The sequence below is a fragment of the Pseudomonas sp. GL-B-19 genome (genome assembly GCF_019956415.1).
Lineage (GTDB): Bacteria > Pseudomonadota > Gammaproteobacteria > Pseudomonadales > Pseudomonadaceae > Aquipseudomonas.
In genome coordinates this window covers 342,192-358,986 of record NZ_JAHBDK010000020.1, presented here as the reverse complement: position 1 = coordinate 358,986, position 16,795 = coordinate 342,192, and the positions used below count along the sequence as shown (strand labels likewise).

Below are 16,795 nucleotides of genomic sequence, written 5' to 3'. Positions count from 1 at the left end.
TGGGCGTAAAAGTTCATCCGATGGATCACGTGAACAATAAAAAACCCGGCCTCACACAGGCCGGGTTTTTTATTTACTCAAAGGCAATCAACAGCAGCGCGTCTGTCCGTTCCCTCCCCCGTAACGGGCTTCCTGGCGTTCCCTGAAGAACACTTCGTAGCTCATCACCGGTTTGTCCGGGTGCTTATTCTGCATGTGCTCGACGTAGGTGTCGTAATCCGGCATGCCGACCATCAGGCGCGCGGCCTGACCGAGGTATTTACCGAGGCGACTCAGGTCATTGAACATGCGGAATGGCCTGGAATGGCGCTTCTTTATCCGTGCGTTCTTTGGTACCCCAGGCGGCGATACCGACCTTGAGGGCAAAGAACAGAATGCTGAAGACCACGAACAGAAACAGCGCCGTCAGCGTTGCGTTGGTGTAGGCGTTGTAGATCACATGCTGCATCTGATCAATGCTCTTCGCTGGCGCCAGCACCTGACCGTTGGCCAGTGCATCGCTGTACTTCTTGGCCAGGGCCAGGAAACCAATGGCCGGGTTGGCGTCGAACAGTTTGATGAAGCCCGCGGTCACGGTGCAGATCAGCAGCCAGACTGCCGGCAGCATGGTGACCCACACATAACGCTGGCGCTTCATCTTGATCAGCACAACGGTCGCCAACATCAGCGCGATACCGGCCAACATCTGGTTGGAGATGCCGAACAGTGGCCACAAGGTGTTGATGCCGCCCAATGGGTCGATTACGCCTTGATAGAGCAAGTAACCCCACATCGCCACGCAACCGGCGGTGGCGATCAGGTTCGCGGTCCAGGAATCGGTGCGCTTCAGTGCCGGCACGAAGGAGCCGAGCAAATCCTGGAGCATGAAACGACCGGCACGGGTGCCGGCATCAACGGCTGTCAGGATGAACAGCGCTTCAAACAGGATCGCGAAGTGGTACCAGAACGCCATGGTGTTTTCACCCGGCAAGACGTGGTGCAGGATCTGCGCGATACCGACTGCCAGGGTCGGCGCGCCGCCGGCACGGGCCAGGATAGTGGTTTCGCCGATGTCTTTGGCCACCGCTTGCAGGGCTTCCGGGGTAATGGCAAAGCCCCAGCTGCTGACGGTTTGAGCGACCGAAACAGCATCAGCGCCGACAAGCGCCGCCGGGCTGTTCATCGCAAAGTACACGCCTGGCTCGATCACCGAGGCGGCAACCATGGCCATGATGGCGACGAACGATTCCATCAACATGCCACCGTAACCGATGTAACGGGCATGACCTTCACTGGCCAACAGCTTCGGCGTGGTGCCGGAAGCAATCAGCGCATGGAAACCCGAGACCGCGCCACAGGCGATGGTGATGAACAGGAACGGGAACAAGCCACCTTTCCACACCGGACCCGTACCGTCGATGAACTGGGTCAGCGCCGGCATTTTCAGATCGGGCATGGTCACCAGAATGCCGATGGCCAAGGCGACGATGGTACCGATTTTCAGGAACGTCGACAGGTAGTCACGCGGGGCTAGAATCAGCCATACCGGAAGTACCGCTGCGACAAAACCGTAGCCAATCAACATCCAGGTGATCTGAATCCCGGTGAAGGTGAAGGCCTTGGCCCAGACCGGGTCAGCAGCAATCTGCCCACCGAGCCAGATCGAACCCAGCAGCAACAGCACGCCGACCACAGAGATTTCACCGATGCGGCCCGGGCGGATGTAACGCATGTAGATGCCCATGAACATCGCAATCGGGATGGTCGCCATCACCGTGAAAATGCCCCATGGGCTCTCGGCCAAGGCCTTGACCACGATCAGCGCCAGCACCGCGAGGATGATGATCATGATCAGGAAGCAGCCAAACAGCGCGATGGTGCCGGGGATGCGGCCCATTTCTTCACGGACCATGTCGCCCAGGGAACGACCGTTACGGCGAGTCGACATGAACAGGACCATGAAGTCCTGAACGGCCCCCGCCAGCACGACGCCGGCGATCAGCCACAGCGTACCGGGCAGGTAGCCCATTTGCGCTGCCAACACCGGCCCGACCAGAGGCCCTGCGCCGGCAATGGCCGCGAAGTGGTGACCGAACAGTACGTGTTTATTGGTCGGCACGTAGTCCAGGCCATCGTTATTGATGACCGCGGGCGTGGCACGATTGGGGTCCAGTTGCATCACCTTGGTGGCGATGAACAGGCTGTAATAGCGGTAGGCAACGAGGTAGATGGCGACGGCTGCGACTACGATCCAGAGGGCGTTTATCGCTTCGCCGCGGCGCAGGGCCACGACACTTAGCGCAAACGCTCCCAGAACAGCCACGGCAAACCAGGCGAGGTGTTTAGCCAGACGGGGCATAGCGTGTCTCCTGCCGACAGCCAGTGGACTGCGGCGGTAATTTTTATAATTGTGTCCGCGGTGCGGAGCTGGCCCAATATCCCCGCAAGCCGTCTACAAATAAATCCGCGTTACTACGTACGCGCGGTCTACGTAGTTCTACGTAGGCGGAGTTGATCCCCTGTGGGAGCGAGACCGGCTTGCCGGCGAAGGCGGTGAATCAGACGACATGGATGTTGAATGACAGATGGCATTCGCGAGCAGGCTCGCTCCCACAGGTTTTGGCCTATGATGCCGGGCCTTTGCTTTCCCTCGGTCAGGAGCCAGGATGCAGCTCAAACACAAAATCGTCGCGCTCGGGATTCTGCCGCTGGTGTTGGCCATCGCGGTGATCTGCGCGCTGGTGATTTCGCTCAACCGACAACTGGGCGATCAACAGGCGCAGCTGATCGAAGACAGTATCCTGGCCAGCAAGCGTGCTGAACTCAAGAACTACGTCGAAATGGCGCAAAGCCTGATCGCGCCGCTGTACGACGACGGCCACGGTGACGCGCACGCCCAGCAACAAGTCCTGGAAGAATTGCGCAAGCTCAGCTTCGGCATCAATGGCTACTTCTTCGTCTATGACCGCGAAGGCCGCAGCCTGATGCACGCGCGCCAGACCGAACTGGTGGGCAAGTACCTGTGGGACATGAAAGACCCACATGGCTTGCCGGTGATTCAGGCACTGCTCAAAAGTGCGCAATCAGGCGAAGGCTTTCAACGCTATGCCTGGAACAAACCCTCCTCCGGCCAGGTAACCGACAAGCTCGCCTACGTGGTGATGCTGGACCATTGGGGCTGGATGCTCGGCACCGGCATATACCTTGAGGACGTTGAACGCGCCACCCAACAGGCGCGTGACGAAGTGGCTCAGGGCATCCGCAAAACCATGCTGGCGATTGCTGTCGTGGCGCTTGTGGCCGTGCTGTTTGTGTTTGCCAGCGGCATGACGCTGAACGTCAGTGAGCATCGCCTGGCGGATAAAAAGCTGCAGCGCCTGACGCAGCGTATCGTCAGCTTGCAAGAAGAAGAGCGTTCACGGGTGTCCCGCGAGTTGCACGACGGCATTAGCCAGTTGCTGGTGTCGATCAAGTTTCGCTTCGAACTGGCCAGCCATCTGCTGGAAAATGAACAAGGACATGACAAAGGGTTGAGCACGTTGAAGGACGCCACCGAACGCCTGGGCGAAGCCATTGGCGAGGTCCGCAGCCTCTCGCACGACCTGCGTTCTTCGTTGCTCGACACCTTGGGCCTGCCAGCGGCGATCGGCCAACTCGCTGCCGAATTCGAGCAACGCAGCGGTCTCAAAGTGACGTATGACGACAATGAATTCGACTGTCACCTGGTCGATGGCGCGGCGGTCGCGCTGTTCCGGATTGTGCAAGAAGGCCTGACCAATATCGAACGCCACGCTCAAGCCAAAAACGTTTCCATTACCCTGCACGGCGCTGAAGAATCAGTACGACTGAGCGTGGTGGATGACGGTATCGGTTTCAACGTCGCCCAGGTCGAACGTCGCCATGCGGGCATTGGCCTGCGTAACATCCGTGAACGTGTCGAGCATTTTGGCGGACGTTTCGAGCTGATATCGATGCCTGGCAGAAGTGAACTGGACGTGCAACTGCCAATGAAAGCGCCCGCAGCGAAACGCTGACTTACCCCTTTACAACAAGAGTGAACACCCGCGATGAACCTGCCCTACCCGATCCGCGTCGCCCTGGTCGACGATCACTCCCTGGTCCGTGACGGGATCAAAGCGCTGTTGGCGGTCATGGCACCCCTGGAAGTGGTGGGCGAAGCCGAAAGTGGTGCGCAGGCGATCGAGATGGTCGGGCGCTGCCAGCCGGATTTGTTGCTGGTCGACATCAGCTTGCGCGACATGAACGGCCTGGAACTGACGCGCGTGTTACGCAGCCAGTACCCGTCGCTGAAGGTGCTGGTGTTGAGTATGTACGACAACTACGAATACGTGAGCGAGTCTGTTCGTGCGGGCGCCAGCGGCTACGTGCTGAAAAATTCTCCGTCGCGGGAAATCATTGCGGCCATCGAAGCCATTGCCAGCGGCGGCACGTTCTACAGCGCCGAAATCGCCCAGCGGTTGATCGCCGATAAAAGTACGGACAACGAGCTGACACCGCGCGAGAGCCAAGTGTTGTACAAAATGGCGCAGGGCCTGAACAACAAGGAAATGGCCCGAGAACTGGACATCAGCGTGCGGACGGTCGAGACCCATCGTCTGAGCATCCGCCGCAAACTCAATATCGACAAACCCGCGGCACTGGTCAAATACGCGATCGATCATGGAATTATTTCGCGGTAATAAAATAAAACGTCGACCGCTCGACAATACTCTCGGACGTCTATGCTCCAGTAATCTTTCTTGGCTGGACACAGCGCAATGCCTTCAGGTCTATACCTTAAGTTGCAGCCAGGCCGTCTCTTTCTGCTGGGATCGCTGGCCCTGAGCGGTTGTATTCAGCTGGGACCGAACTTCCAGCCGCCGGCTGAGGAGTGGATCAAGACATGGGACACCCCTGCCCTCGAGCAATCCAGCCAACGCGGGCCTAATCCGGATCTGCGGCAGTGGTGGCAAATCTTCCACGACCCGGTTCTCAACAAACTGATTGCACAAGCGGATGCTTACAACTCCAGCCTTAAAATTGCCGGTTTGCGCGTCATGGAGTCCCGCGCCCAACTGGGCATTACGCAAGCCGGGCTGTACCCGCAATTTCAGCAAGTCAGCACTGACAATTTGTACATTGACCGTCACCAATATGGTGGCAACAATCCGCAGGACACCAATTTGTGGCAACACAGTGCCGCGTTTGATATCGCCTGGGAGCTCGACTTCTGGGGGCGTTTCAGTCGCGCCATCGAGTCGGCCGATGCAGCTTATTTTTCCTCCCAGGCCAACTATGAAGACGTCCTGGTATTGGTGCGTTCCCAGGTGGCGGACACCTATTATTTGTTGCGCACCACAGACGCCCGTTTGCGTGTCGCGCGTGAAAACGCCGCTCAGCAAAAGCGCAATTTCGAGATCACCGAAAAACTGTTCAACAGCGGGCAGGATGCCGAACTCGATCTGCAACAGGCCAAAACCCAATACTTGGGCACGTTGGCCACTATTCCCGCCCTCCTGGACCAGTTGCAACGCACGCGTAATGCCTTGGCCGTGCTGATCGGGCAACCGCCTGGCAGCCTGCCACAGGTGATCGATAACGACACCCTGGTCCCGCTGGTCGATCGCGCCGTGCTGCAAGATGTACCGTCCAACCTGCTGCTGCGCCGGCCTGACGTACGCGCCGCCGAACTCAACGTCGCCGCCCAAGGTGCGCTGGTCGGCGTGGCCGAAACCGATTTCTATCCGTCGCTGACGCTGCTCGGCAGCATTGTCTGGTCGGCGGACTCTCTCAATGGCACATCCAGCAGCCTGGACCTGATCGGTGGTCCCAGTCTGCGCTGGAATGTATTCGATCACGGGCAGATCGCCAACAACGTGCGCGTCCAGGACGCGCGGTTGCAGCAGTTAATCGAAGCCTACCGCGATAAAGTTCGCCAGGCCGCTCGCGAAGCCGATGATGCGGCCAACGGCCTGATCCAGTCACTGGAGAGCGAACGCATCCTGCGCGAAGCCGGAGGGGCTGCCGAACGTTCGCTGGTGCTGGCCAGCGTGCAATTCCGGGAAGGTTACGCCGACTTCCAGCGGGTGCTGGACGCTCAACGCGCGTTGCTCGATCAACAGGACAATTACCTGCTCGCACGCGGCAATGCGGTCAGTAATGTCATCGCCCTCTACAAGGCCTTGGGCGGTGGTTGGTACTCCGCCCAGCCGTATGTGGACTCGGCCACCCGCCAGGTGATGGAAGAACGCACAGACTGGGGCAACATGCTTGACGATCCCGCCGCCGCACTGCCCGCTTACCCGCTGCCAGACCAAGGAAAATAGCCATGAGTGAAGCCTCGCAGCCCTCCCCCGATGCCTCCGAACCGGTAGCGGCCGATCCGGTGAAAAAAGGCATCAAGTGGGTGTTGATACTGATCATCCTGAGCCTGGTCTGGTACTTGTTGGCCGACCGGTTCACGCCGTATACGCAACAAGCGCGTGTGGGCGCATTCGTCATTCCGGTGGCGTCGGAAGTCGCGGGCAAGGTGATCCGGGTGAACGTACACAACAATCAGACCGTCAAGGCCGGCGAGGTGCTCTTTGAGGTGGACCCGGCGCCCTATCAGATTGCCGTCGATCGCGCCCGCGCCGACCTTGAGACAGCACGCCGGCAATTAGGGGCCAGCACCGCGGGGATTGCCTCGGCGCAAGCGGCATTGCGCGTCGCCCAGGCCAATGAAACCAAGGCACGTCAGGAGAATCAGCGCCTCGAAGGGTTGTACCGTGAAGACCCGGGGACCATCTCCGTGCGCGTGCTCGAAATGTCACGCACCACCCGCGATGCGGCAGTCAGTCAAACCGCAGCTGCCCGCGCCGAAGTAGAACGTGCCAAGGAAACGGAAGGCGGCGGCGAAGACGTCAACGCAAAGTTGCGTAGCGCCGCCACTGCCCTGTCAAAAGCCGAACTGGACCTGGCCAACACGCAAACACGAGCGCGTTCGGCAGGCCTGATCACCGACCTGCGCACCGATGTCGGGCAATTCGCCTCGGCTGGCGGCCCGGTCATGACCCTGATCACCATTCAGGACATATGGATCACTGCTGACATGACCGAGAACAACCTCGGTCATATCAAGCCCGAAACACCGGTGTCCATTGTGCTCGATTCGATGCCGGGTGAAGTCTTCGACGGCCACGTACGCAGTGTCGGTTATGGCATCAGCGTCGGACAGCCGGCCCCACCCGGCACCTTGCCCGGCATACAAAACAGTCGGGACTGGCTGCGACCCGCCCAACGCTTCCCGGTGATCATCGAGTTTTCCCAGGAGTCTAAGAGCGCGCTGCTTGGCAGTGGTGGCATTCGTGCCGGTGGCCAGGCTGAAGTCATGGCCTTCCCCTCGGAAGGCAATCTGCTCAACCCGCTTGGCCGGGCCTATTTAGGCCTGATGAGCTGGCTGTCTTATGCCTACTAAACGTTCCCCTCGGGAGCAACGTGCCTTACGGCTGGCCAGTGGCACGGCACTGTGCCTGGCCATCAGTTTCGGCCTGGCTTTGCCAATACCGTTTCTCGCTCCCGTGCTGTGCCTGATACTCCTGGCCTCGGTCAATCGCCCGTTGCCCTTCAAGGCGGCGATCGTTCTCGCACTGGTCGCGATGCTGACCACTGGTATCGGCCTGCTCTTGATCCCGATCCTGCGTTACTACCCGTTGACCGGCGTGCTGCTGGTCACTGTCAGCCTGTTCATGGTCTTCCGGTGGGGGCTCAGTGGCGGCAATAACCTGATCGTGACCTTGCTGGTGATGGGCCTGACCATGATCTCGTCGGCAGGCGTTGCCGAGTTCGACGCGGCGGCAATGGTCATTGGGGCGCTGGTCAAGGGTTTGTTAATGGCAGTGATGGTGATTGCGATCAGTCATTGGCTTTTCCCCGAGCCTGCCAATGCGCCGGCGCCGCCCGCTGCCCCACCGCCGGTGGGCGAAGAAGCCAGTCGGATTGCGTTGCGTGCAACCTTGATTGTCTTGCCGACGTTCCTGCTGGCAATGATCGACCCGGCGAGCTATCTGCCGATTATCCTGAAGGCGGTCGGCCTGGGTCAGCAATGCAACACGACCAGCGCCCGCAATGCCGGTCGCGAGTTGGTCGGCGCCACCTTGCTCGGCGGCTTGTTGGCCATTGTGTTCTGGTGCGCACTGAGCCTGTTTGTGCACCTGTGGATGTTCTTCCTGTGGACGCTGCTGTTTGGCCTGATACTGGCGCGCAAGCTGTATGCGCTGAGCCCGAGCCGATTTGGCCAGGGGTTATGGCTCAACACCTTTATCACGTTGATCATCCTGCTGGGCCAGTCAGTGCAGGACAGCGCTTTGGGCAAAGACGTCTACACAGCCTTCGCCGTGCGCATGGGGCTGTTTATGGCGGTCACGCTGTATGCCTGCGTGATGGTCCGACTGCTTGACCGGCAACCTCAGGCACAAACTCAGGGCGTAACCTGATACCCCTTCCCTTGCAGGCAACTGGTGTAGGCCGTCGAGGTAGTGGCAGCGCTGGTTTTTTCATCAGCCCGGCGTTCCTGGCGCTGACGCGAGCCACCGACCACGACACCTGCCGCCGCCGCCCCTTTAGCTTGATTCTGCCGATACTCCTGCTTCACTTCGTCGTTGGCGCCCTCGTAAAACTCGTCATGCTGACGCCCGCGTGCGTCGGCTGCGACGGCCCCTGCCGCAGCGCCGACCGCAGCCCCACGCATTCTTCCCCCGGAAGGAGAAGTGTCAGTCGAAGCCGCCTGACTGGCTGCCACGCTATGGCATTCGTTGATGTCCAACTGGGTTTGTTGCGAACTCTGGCCTTTGGTCGGCACCACGGTTTCAGCCCAGCCTTGGGCAGATGACACCGATAACGCAACGCACAGGCTGATGGAAGACAACTTATGCATGATGACCTCCTGCGCGACACCCCGTGAGCCGTTGCCCACCGATCCCGCGGTTGATTAAGCATTTAGAAGTGTAGATCAACCATCACCAGCCTCAGGACCACTAATGTCGGCGGCGCCTCGTCAACATGAAACTTTTCGATCGTTTTGTCCTGATGACCTAACCTCATAGGCTGAGTGACCAAAAACGGAGCGAGCACGCCTATGCGTCATACATTGATGTCAGTGTTTTTCGTCGCGCTCGCGCTGCTGGTACAAAGTGGCGCAGCGCTGTCCGCTGCTGAACCGACGCCGTCTTCAATCATTGCCTCAGAAGCTCCGCCAGTTGTGGTGTCCCGTAGTGAACTGCAAGACCTGCAAATGCGGCTGGACCTGATTAAACAACAGGTTTCAGTGGCCAATAACGTCACCCTGATGGTCGGCCTGCAAGATTCCGTTCAGGTGTTTATCAAGGACGTGGACACCCTACAGTCATCGCTGCTACCCGAACAAAAACAATTACAAGCTCAACTTGATGTGTTGAGCGGCCCCGTCTCTCTCGGCGATGTCGCGGTAGAGAAATCGGACATCACCACGCAGAGGACCGATATTTCCGAGCAAAAGAAAACGATCGACGCCACCTTGAAAAACCTGGCGGCCTTAAGAGCCAGCGCCGTCGAACTGCTGACTCAAATTGCCGCCATTCGGCGCAGCCTGCTGGAAAGCGAAGTCACGCTACGTAGCGGCAGCATCCTTGCACGGGATTTTTGGGAGCCGTTGATCAATCCGCTGATGGAAGATCGCCTGCGCCTCAAAGATTTCATTGAACAGACCAATAAAGTCGTCGCGGCCGCCTGGCAACCCGGCGAACGTCTGTCTTCGGGCCTGCTGATAGTGCTGGCCGTGGCCATCTGGATCTGGGGCCGTAGAGTGGCTGATCAGGGGCTGACCTGGATTTGCATACATCGCCTGCCTGTAGGGCGATTGCGTCGAAGCGCGCTGGCGCTGGCGTCGGTATTTGCCACCGTGTTGACCACTGCCTTTGCGTTGCATTTGGTGTTTTATGCGCTCACGCGACAACAGCCGTTGTCGCCCATGATGCAGACCTTCGCCGAGGAGTTCGAAAAACTCGTTTATACCTGTGTCCTGATCACCGGGTTGAGCCGGGCAATGCTGGCGAACCAGCACCCCTCCTGGCGGCTGCCGGATATCGCCGACTCCGTCGCCGAGGCGATGAAGCCCTTCCCCAAAATACTGGCCGGTACCCTGCTGGCATTAGTAACGGTGGCGCAAATCACCAATGTCACGGGCATGAGCGGCCCCGCCGTGCTGTTGGGACGAGGCTTGATCGCACTGGTGGTCACGGCGCTGCTCATCCTGTTGTTCCGCCGTGCCAGTCACGCTCAAAGAGAGGTGGTGGCCGCCGGTGATGCCTCTGAAGAGAGCAGCACCCTGGCCGGTCTGATTTACTCCGGCACAATCATCGCGCTGATTACCTCCATCTTCGCCCTGTTGATCGGCTACGTCTCCCTGGCAAGGTTCATCACCTACGAAATGGTCTGGGCATTCATCGTCCTGTCCGGCTTCTACATCCTGATTCAGTTGCTCAAAGACTGTTGCGAATACTTGTTTTCACCCAAGAGCCCCAGCGGCAAGGCGATGAAACAACTGCTGGGGATCGGCGATGTGCGGCTTGAGCAAGCCGAGATCCTCTTGGCCGGGGCCGGTCGTGCGGCGTTGTTACTGTTGGCCGTCATTTCACTGTTTGTCGGTGGCGTTGGCACGACGCTCGGGCAACTGGTCACCCAGGCGCTGTCCATTCTCGGCGGCGACGGCTTGCGCAAACTGAACATCATCCCGGGTCACTTATTCAATGCAATCCTGGCCCTGTTTATTGGTGTCTACCTGATTCGGGCGCTTTGCCGCTGGCTTGATGACGAGTTCCTGCCGAAAACCAACATGGACCCTGGCATGTGTGCCTCGCTGAGCACACTGTTCGCCAACGTCGGCTACATTTTGGTGATTCTGCTGACGCTGTCATCGTTGGGCATCGAATGGACGAACCTGGCGTGGATCGTCAGTGCCCTGTCGGTCGGTATCGGTTTTGGTTTGCAGGAGATCGTCAAGAATTTCGTCTCCGGCCTGATCTTGCTGACCGAGCGTCCGGTCAAGGTGGGCGATTTGGTCAGCATCAGCGGCGTCGAAGGTGATATCCGCCGCATCAACGTCAGAGCCACGGAAATACAACTCAGCGACCGCTCGATTGTCATCGTCCCCAACTCCCAGCTGATCTCGCAAAACCTGCGTAACGTGACCCTGGGCGGCAGTGCGCAAGGGGTCGCGACATTGGAGCTGGTGTTCCCGCTGGACATTGACCCGGAGCAGGTAAAAGACTTGCTGTACGACTGCTACCAGGAGAACGAAAACATCCTCGATAAACCGGCGGCGTTTGTGCGATTCAGCAAACTCAGCCCGGACGGCATCATCTTGACCATCACCGGTTACGTCAGCAGCCCGAGAATTGTCGGCGTCACCAAAAGCGACCTGCTGTTCGAGATATTGAAGCGTCTGGGTGCGGCAGGCATTGCACTGGCCAAACCGGGAACCTAGTCCTGAAGGACGAAGCCCGGTGTTCACCGTAATACTGTTCATTTAAGGAGCGACACAATTCTGTAGCAGCTGGCGCAGCCTGCGTCCGACTGCGTAGCAGTCGTAAATCCTGAACGCGCGGATTTCCTGAAACACCGCATCGTTTGATTTCACGACTGCTACGCAGTCGGACGCAGGCTTCGCCAGCTGCTACAAGGTTCGCCCGGTATTCACCGGGCTTCTTTTGGGCAGGTCTAGTGGATCAGCGTGCTGTTGTAGTCTCCCTCCAATCCCTCCAGATGACTTTTGTATCGACTCAGCAATCGCGACAGTGCGGCCTGGCTGTACTCAAGATTCTTCAAGGTTTCGAGGTGTATTGAAAAGCTTCGCCACACCCCTGAAACCCTGAGGATTTCTTCACCGGCTATTCGGCGCCGGCGACTGATTTCCACAACGGCAGTGATATCAGACAGCACATTTTCCGCACCCCGAAGTTCATGGTTGAGCCCCTCTATGCGCCGGGCAATCGTTTGAATCTCCAGTTCAAGATTGCTTCGTGAAGTTGCGAGCTGACTGTACTTGATGTCGTCGCAAACAACCCCCAGCACCTTACGCACCCGTTCAATGCCCTGTTTGACGGCCTCTTTTTTCGGGTTTTCCATGTCCAGGCTGTTTAAGGCTTCGCCGTCCGGAATGTAGTTCTTGTACATGTCCGTCAAATTGAATTCGCGAATCACGTCCTGCGCTTTGACCAGTGCATCACGCTGTTCCGTACACGTCGCTTTGTTGAGGTTGTGATCATTGAGCTGGGCCAGAACCCTGGCCTTTCGTGCGCGTGCCACTTCGAGTGGTCCATCCGCGCGTTCACCGATTTCGATTTTGTAAAGGCTATGCACGGCGCTCTCCAGGAGCCTGGACCGAGCGACAAATTTCGCCTCGATTCTGTCCAGCATCTCCGCGATATTGCCTTTGACGTTAAACAGTTCGTCAGTCACCAACGCGCGATCCTGCGACGTCAGATCATGGCGTTCCAAGGCGCCGTTCAATTCATCAAGAACGTCAAACCATTGCTGGACCGACGCATTGTTCAATGCGGTCAGCAACACCGGAAAGGATTCGCGCAGGGTGGTGTCGAGGTTATTCAAATACGCAACCACCTGTTGCGCCCGTTCTTGCAGCACGTCCGGTCGGTCGCTGCGAAAGCTCGCCAGCCTGGACACGTCGCGAAGGGTTTTAATTATGTTGGTTACATCAATGACCGGAATAACCGGGGCGTCGATTGGCGTCACATTGCTCATGGCCATAGTCCTTTTGTCCGGTGGGCAATCAGTTGTAGGTTTTTTTGTATTCTTCAAGGGCTTCATTGAAAGTCGCCACCAGCTCACTGGCGCTATTTTTGACGTCACGCCACGGATCGATCACCTGCGCGAATTCGACCACAAACGAGGTCAGGCGCAAGGCGTTGTTGATGCGACCAAACTGTTCGGCCGACGCGTCGATCTTGCTCAGTATGGTTTGCCACATCGTGTTCAGGATGTTCAGGGCCGCTTCCGCGCCGGCCATGCGAATGCCGATATCGCCAAAGTTCGACAGGGAGCTCTCTATGACACTTTGCAAATTCTCTTTGCCGCTGACGGCCAACTCCAGCTCATCAATCTCGGTCTTCAATGCATTGCGTTCTTTGCGCGCGGTTTCCGCTTTGGGGCCAAATATCGAACCTGAAATCGGCCAGAAAATCGGCAGACCACCCGAGAAAGACATGCCGACGTAATAGTCGTAGTCCTTGTCGAGTTGGACAACTCTGGCCTTCTTTTCTCGAAGGGCTTCTTTGCTGCTGGTGATGGACTGGAGCAAACTGTTTCGCTCCATCAAGTCGTATTTGCTCTTCACTTCGGACTGCAACCCGAAGACGCGTTTGCCGCTCACCAGTTCTCCGCCCGACAGCTCGATCTTGAAGTTGGACAGGCGATCTTTCAGCTCTTTCGTTGCCCCTTGCTGGCGTTTGATATCGACCTTCATCAGCTCGATGATCTCCGTCACGGCTGACGCCACCTCACTGTCATCTGAGGTATAGCGGATACCTTCCAGATCATTGTTGCTCATCTGACTCAGCGTGGTTCTGACGCGGTCCATGATCGGCATTTCCTTGATGACGGAAATGATTTCACTGCCACTGCTGACGATGTTGTTGGCCGCGCAATTCAAATCGATACTTTGCTGGACGATCCTGTGTTCCACCGCATCCCAACTGGCGGCGTGAATCCTGATTTTCTTGAACAACACCTGAATGTCGCTGGGTTCCAGCCCGGCGATGTCTACCTGGCTGTACTTGAGACAGGACTCCACTTCCGGTAACTCGCCAGGCAGCGCGAGGCCTTGCTTTACGTACTGCTTTATTTTGATTACGTCTTCTTTGGTAAATACACCAGCGTTGCGAGCGACGCCGGGAAACTCCCCTGAAATAAGCTGGAGTACCGCTTTTGGAAGGTCATTACTACTTTGTGATTCAATCAACAGCACAGTCATTGGGTTTGCCTCAGTTCATTCAAGTCGATACACGACTTGTATCGACGAGCAGAAACCTAGATGACGATTGCATTGAGCTCAAATAACTAAACGCAACAGACAAACATTTGCAAGCTGTTGATTAAAAAGCAAATATCGCAAAATCCTGTTCTCCCTGAAACATCGAGCTACAGTTGCAGGAAGTGGACTACAGGCAAGAACTACAAAAACCTGACAACCCACTACATCAATAACAAGTTCGCCAATTTATTAGTTGAATCAGCGCTGACTGGCGCGCTTGAGTGTTTCACTCGGCAACTCTTTGAACAACGCCTGATAGCTGCTGGAAAACCGCCCCAAATGCCAGAACGACGCATTCATCGCGACTTGCGCAACGGTGGTCTCGTTGGGCGTGCAGCTGAGCAATTCACGGCGGGCACTGTTGAGCCTTCGCAGGCGCAGCCAATGGGTCGGTGTCATCCCGGTGAAGGCCTTGAAGGCCTGCTGCAGCTGGCGCAGAGACACCCCGGCAACCTGGGAAAGCTCCAGCAAGTTGAGGGTTTCTTCCGGGGAGTCGGCAGCCCACTCACCGATGCGTTTCATGATCGTGCGCGCTTCGGTACGACGCTGTAAGCCGCCTCGGTCGAGGCAAACAGACGCGTTGTCGAGGATATACAAACAGTCCTCCAGCAACTGCTGCGTCAAGGCTTCTTTGCTCGGTGGGTCTAGCGTTTCTCCCAGCCGAGTCAGCGTGCCGCTCAACCAGCGGCTGAACAACGCGTTCTGCCCCGAGTTCAGCGGCGACATGAACAACCCTTCCAACTGCGCCACGTTCAAACCCTGGCGCTGAACGAACTCCGGACCGAACACCACGGCGATTTCCTGGTAGTTCTCGGGGGTGATCCAGATGTTGCGGCTTTCGCCATTGAGCAGGTACAGCGCGTTGTCGCTGCGATCGAAACAGAACGCCAGCGACCCTTGCGGCGCGCTGAAATTCTGCTCGACCCGGGTGTTCATCTGCTCTTCGTAGATCTCCACGCCCTGCAAGTCCAGATAGCGCACACGCCCGGCGAAATGCCCTGGCGACATCTGTTGATAGTGCTGGACCCAACCCGGTGTGGCGCGGATTTGCTCGGCGACATCTTCGGTGTTGAACGCTTGAACCTGTATCGGACTGGACGCTGACATGGGTGACCCTACGCACTCGTTTGGTGCGTTTTGGTGCTGCTTAAAGTGGATAGATGGAACCGCAAGGCTCGACCAAGATAGTCGTCAACGCGTCTCAGGGGAAGAGTGCGGTGGATGAAACCGCCCTCCCCGACGTTAATAAAACCAATAACGAGGTCTTTATGAATGTCCCTTTCGATCAGCTGTTCACTTGGCTGAAAGATCACAAGATTACCGAAGTCGAGTGTGTGGTCAGCGACTTGACCGGCATTGCACGCGGCAAGATTGCACCTACTAATAAGTTCCTGCATGAGCGAGGCATGCGCCTGCCGGAAAGTGTGCTTTTGCAAACGGTAACCGGGGACTTTGTCGACGACGACATCTACTACGACCTGCTCGACCCGGCCGACATCGACATGATCTGCAAGCCAGACCCTGACGCGGTCTACGTGATTCCATGGGCCATCGAGCCGACCGCTATCGTCATCCACGACACCTTCGACAAGTTCGGCAACCCGATTGAATTGTCGCCGCGCAACGTGCTGAAAAAAGTGCTGCAGTTGTACACGGACAAAGGCTGGCGGCCGATTGTTGCGCCGGAAATGGAGTTCTACCTGACCCAGCGTTGCGAAGACCCGGACTTGCCACTGAAAGCGCCGATGGGGCGTTCGGGCCGTGCGGAAAGCGGTCGTCAGTCGTTTTCCATCGACGCCGCCAACGAATTCGATCCCCTGTTCGAAGACGTCTACGACTGGTGCGAACTTCAAGGTCTGGACCTCGACACTTTGATCCATGAAGACGGCCCGGCGCAGATGGAAATCAACTTCCGTCACGGCGATGCGTTGGACCTGGCTGACCAGATCACCGTGTTCAAGCGTACCCTGCGTGAGGCCGCGCTCAAGCACAACGTCGCGGCGACGTTCATGGCCAAGCCGATTGGCGATGAGCCCGGCAGCGCCATGCACATCCACCAGAGCGTGGTCGACATCGCCACCGGCCAGCCGATCTTCGCCAACGCCGATGGCAGCATGAGCGAACTGTTCCTGCACCACATCGGTGGCCTGCAAAAGTACATTCCCAAAGTGCTGCCGATGTTCGCGCCCAACGTGAACTCGTTCCGCCGCTTCCTGCCGGACACCTCGGCGCCGGTCAACGTCGAATGGGGCGAAGAAAATCGTACCGTCGGCCTGCGGGTACCGACTTCGTCGCCTGATGCCATGCGTGTGGAAAACCGCTTGCCGGGTGCCGACGCCAACCCGTACCTGGCGATTGCCGCCAGCTTGCTGTGCGGTTACCTGGGCATGGTCGAGCGCATCGAACCGAGCGCAGCGGTGCAAGGGCGCGCCTATGAACGTCGCAACCTGCGCTTGCCGATCACCATCGAAGACGCGCTGACGCAGATGGAAGAATGCGCCACCGTCGAGCGTTATCTGGGCAGCAAGTTTGTCCGCGGTTATGTCGCGGTCAAGCGTGCCGAGCACGAGAACTTCAAGCGGGTGATCAGCTCCTGGGAGCGGGAATTCCTGATGATGAGTGTCTAGTCCGTTAAGGCCCTATCGCGAGCAGGCTCACTCCCACACTTTAAATGCATTCCAAATCTGAAATGCATTCCCCTGTGGGAGCGAGCCTGCTCGCGAAAGCGGCCTCCAGAACACCAAAGAAACA

The 16,795-nt window shown here is 57.8% G+C and carries 13 protein-coding genes; 7 read left to right on the top strand and 6 right to left on the bottom strand.

The features are described from left to right. Positions 1–87: 87 nt before the first annotated feature. Together KGB06_RS08340 and KGB06_RS08335 are read right to left on the bottom strand one after the other, a co-directional pair. Positions 88–288: a YbdD/YjiX family protein gene (locus KGB06_RS08340; RefSeq protein ID WP_046027284.1), complete on the bottom strand. Its 201-nt coding sequence runs from the start codon at positions 286–288 to the stop codon at positions 88–90. Further along, a complete protein-coding gene (locus KGB06_RS08335; protein WP_223513778.1) occupies positions 278–2,338 on the bottom strand; it encodes a carbon starvation CstA family protein in 2,061 nt (686 codons plus the stop codon). The genes KGB06_RS08340 and KGB06_RS08335 overlap by 11 nt, the downstream gene beginning before the upstream one ends. A gap of 307 nt (positions 2,339–2,645) precedes the next feature. Between KGB06_RS08335 and KGB06_RS08330 the strand changes: the two genes are divergently transcribed. The 5 genes from KGB06_RS08330 (at position 2,646) to KGB06_RS08310 (ending at position 8,453) form a co-directional block, all read left to right on the top strand. After that, complete coding sequence (locus KGB06_RS08330; protein ID WP_223513775.1) at positions 2,646–4,013, top strand: cache domain-containing protein; 1,368 nt, start codon at positions 2,646–2,648, stop codon at positions 4,011–4,013. A gap of 33 nt (positions 4,014–4,046) precedes the next feature. Then, positions 4,047–4,679 carry a response regulator gene (locus tag KGB06_RS08325; RefSeq protein ID WP_223513772.1) on the top strand — a complete coding sequence of 211 codons (633 nt, stop codon included), beginning with the start codon at positions 4,047–4,049 and terminating at the stop codon, positions 4,677–4,679. A 78-nt stretch (positions 4,680–4,757) separates the two neighbouring features. Beyond that, the gene (locus KGB06_RS08320) at positions 4,758–6,305 is read left to right on the top strand and encodes an efflux transporter outer membrane subunit (RefSeq protein WP_223513769.1); all 1,548 of its coding nucleotides are present in this window, start codon (positions 4,758–4,760) and stop codon (positions 6,303–6,305) included. A gap of 2 nt (positions 6,306–6,307) precedes the next feature. Beyond that, positions 6,308–7,435, top strand: a complete 1,128-nt coding sequence (locus tag KGB06_RS08315) for an HlyD family secretion protein (protein ID WP_223513765.1) — start codon at positions 6,308–6,310, stop codon at positions 7,433–7,435. Continuing rightward, positions 7,425–8,453 carry a DUF2955 domain-containing protein gene (locus KGB06_RS08310; protein WP_223513762.1) on the top strand — a complete coding sequence of 343 codons (1,029 nt, stop codon included), beginning with the start codon at positions 7,425–7,427 and terminating at the stop codon, positions 8,451–8,453. The genes KGB06_RS08315 and KGB06_RS08310 overlap by 11 nt, the downstream gene beginning before the upstream one ends. On the opposite strand, the gene KGB06_RS08305 is transcribed toward KGB06_RS08310, so the two are convergent. Continuing rightward, entirely contained in the window at positions 8,438–8,893 is a 456-nt protein-coding gene (locus KGB06_RS08305) for a YMGG-like glycine zipper-containing protein (RefSeq protein WP_223513760.1), read from the bottom strand. The two genes, KGB06_RS08310 and KGB06_RS08305, sit on opposite strands and share 16 nt — an antisense overlap. Before the next feature lie 201 nt (positions 8,894–9,094). Here KGB06_RS08305 and KGB06_RS08300 point away from each other — a divergent pair, with 201 nt between their 5' ends. Continuing rightward, positions 9,095–11,479, top strand: coding sequence for a DUF3772 domain-containing protein (locus KGB06_RS08300; protein ID WP_223513758.1), 2,385 nt, complete (start codon positions 9,095–9,097; stop codon positions 11,477–11,479). Positions 11,480–11,712: 233 nt separating this feature from the next. Here the strand turns inward: KGB06_RS08300 and KGB06_RS08295 are convergent, their stop codons facing one another. From KGB06_RS08295 to KGB06_RS08285, 3 genes are all read right to left on the bottom strand, one after another. After that, positions 11,713–12,756 (bottom strand): alpha-xenorhabdolysin family binary toxin subunit B, encoded by a 1,044-nt coding sequence (locus KGB06_RS08295; RefSeq protein ID WP_223513756.1) that lies wholly within the window; start codon positions 12,754–12,756, stop codon positions 11,713–11,715. A gap of 28 nt (positions 12,757–12,784) precedes the next feature. Further along, positions 12,785–13,984 (bottom strand): alpha-xenorhabdolysin family binary toxin subunit A, encoded by a 1,200-nt coding sequence (locus KGB06_RS08290; protein ID WP_223513754.1) that lies wholly within the window; start codon positions 13,982–13,984, stop codon positions 12,785–12,787. Between the two features lie 258 nt (positions 13,985–14,242). Beyond that, the gene (locus KGB06_RS08285) at positions 14,243–15,151 is read right to left on the bottom strand and encodes a helix-turn-helix domain-containing protein (RefSeq protein WP_223513753.1); all 909 of its coding nucleotides are present in this window, start codon (positions 15,149–15,151) and stop codon (positions 14,243–14,245) included. Between the two features lie 161 nt (positions 15,152–15,312). Between KGB06_RS08285 and KGB06_RS08280 the strand changes: the two genes are divergently transcribed. After that, entirely contained in the window at positions 15,313–16,671 is a 1,359-nt protein-coding gene (locus tag KGB06_RS08280; protein ID WP_223513751.1) for a glutamine synthetase family protein, read from the top strand. Positions 16,672–16,795: the final 124 nt, after the last annotated feature.

Coding starts and splice junctions, on each gene's coding strand:
- KGB06_RS08340 (WP_046027284.1), bottom strand. CDS start 288: ATGTTCAATGACCTGAGTCGCCTCGGTAAATACCTCGGTCAGGCCGCG.
- KGB06_RS08335 (WP_223513778.1), bottom strand. CDS start 2,338: ATGCCCCGTCTGGCTAAACACCTCGCCTGGTTTGCCGTGGCTGTTCTG.
- KGB06_RS08330 (WP_223513775.1), top strand. CDS start 2,646: ATGCAGCTCAAACACAAAATCGTCGCGCTCGGGATTCTGCCGCTGGTG.
- KGB06_RS08325 (WP_223513772.1), top strand. CDS start 4,047: ATGAACCTGCCCTACCCGATCCGCGTCGCCCTGGTCGACGATCACTCC.
- KGB06_RS08320 (WP_223513769.1), top strand. CDS start 4,758: ATGCCTTCAGGTCTATACCTTAAGTTGCAGCCAGGCCGTCTCTTTCTG.
- KGB06_RS08315 (WP_223513765.1), top strand. CDS start 6,308: ATGAGTGAAGCCTCGCAGCCCTCCCCCGATGCCTCCGAACCGGTAGCG.
- KGB06_RS08310 (WP_223513762.1), top strand. CDS start 7,425: ATGCCTACTAAACGTTCCCCTCGGGAGCAACGTGCCTTACGGCTGGCC.
- KGB06_RS08305 (WP_223513760.1), bottom strand. CDS start 8,893: ATGCATAAGTTGTCTTCCATCAGCCTGTGCGTTGCGTTATCGGTGTCA.
- KGB06_RS08300 (WP_223513758.1), top strand. CDS start 9,095: ATGCGTCATACATTGATGTCAGTGTTTTTCGTCGCGCTCGCGCTGCTG.
- KGB06_RS08295 (WP_223513756.1), bottom strand. CDS start 12,756: ATGAGCAATGTGACGCCAATCGACGCCCCGGTTATTCCGGTCATTGAT.
- KGB06_RS08290 (WP_223513754.1), bottom strand. CDS start 13,984: ATGACTGTGCTGTTGATTGAATCACAAAGTAGTAATGACCTTCCAAAA.
- KGB06_RS08285 (WP_223513753.1), bottom strand. CDS start 15,151: ATGTCAGCGTCCAGTCCGATACAGGTTCAAGCGTTCAACACCGAAGAT.
- KGB06_RS08280 (WP_223513751.1), top strand. CDS start 15,313: ATGAATGTCCCTTTCGATCAGCTGTTCACTTGGCTGAAAGATCACAAG.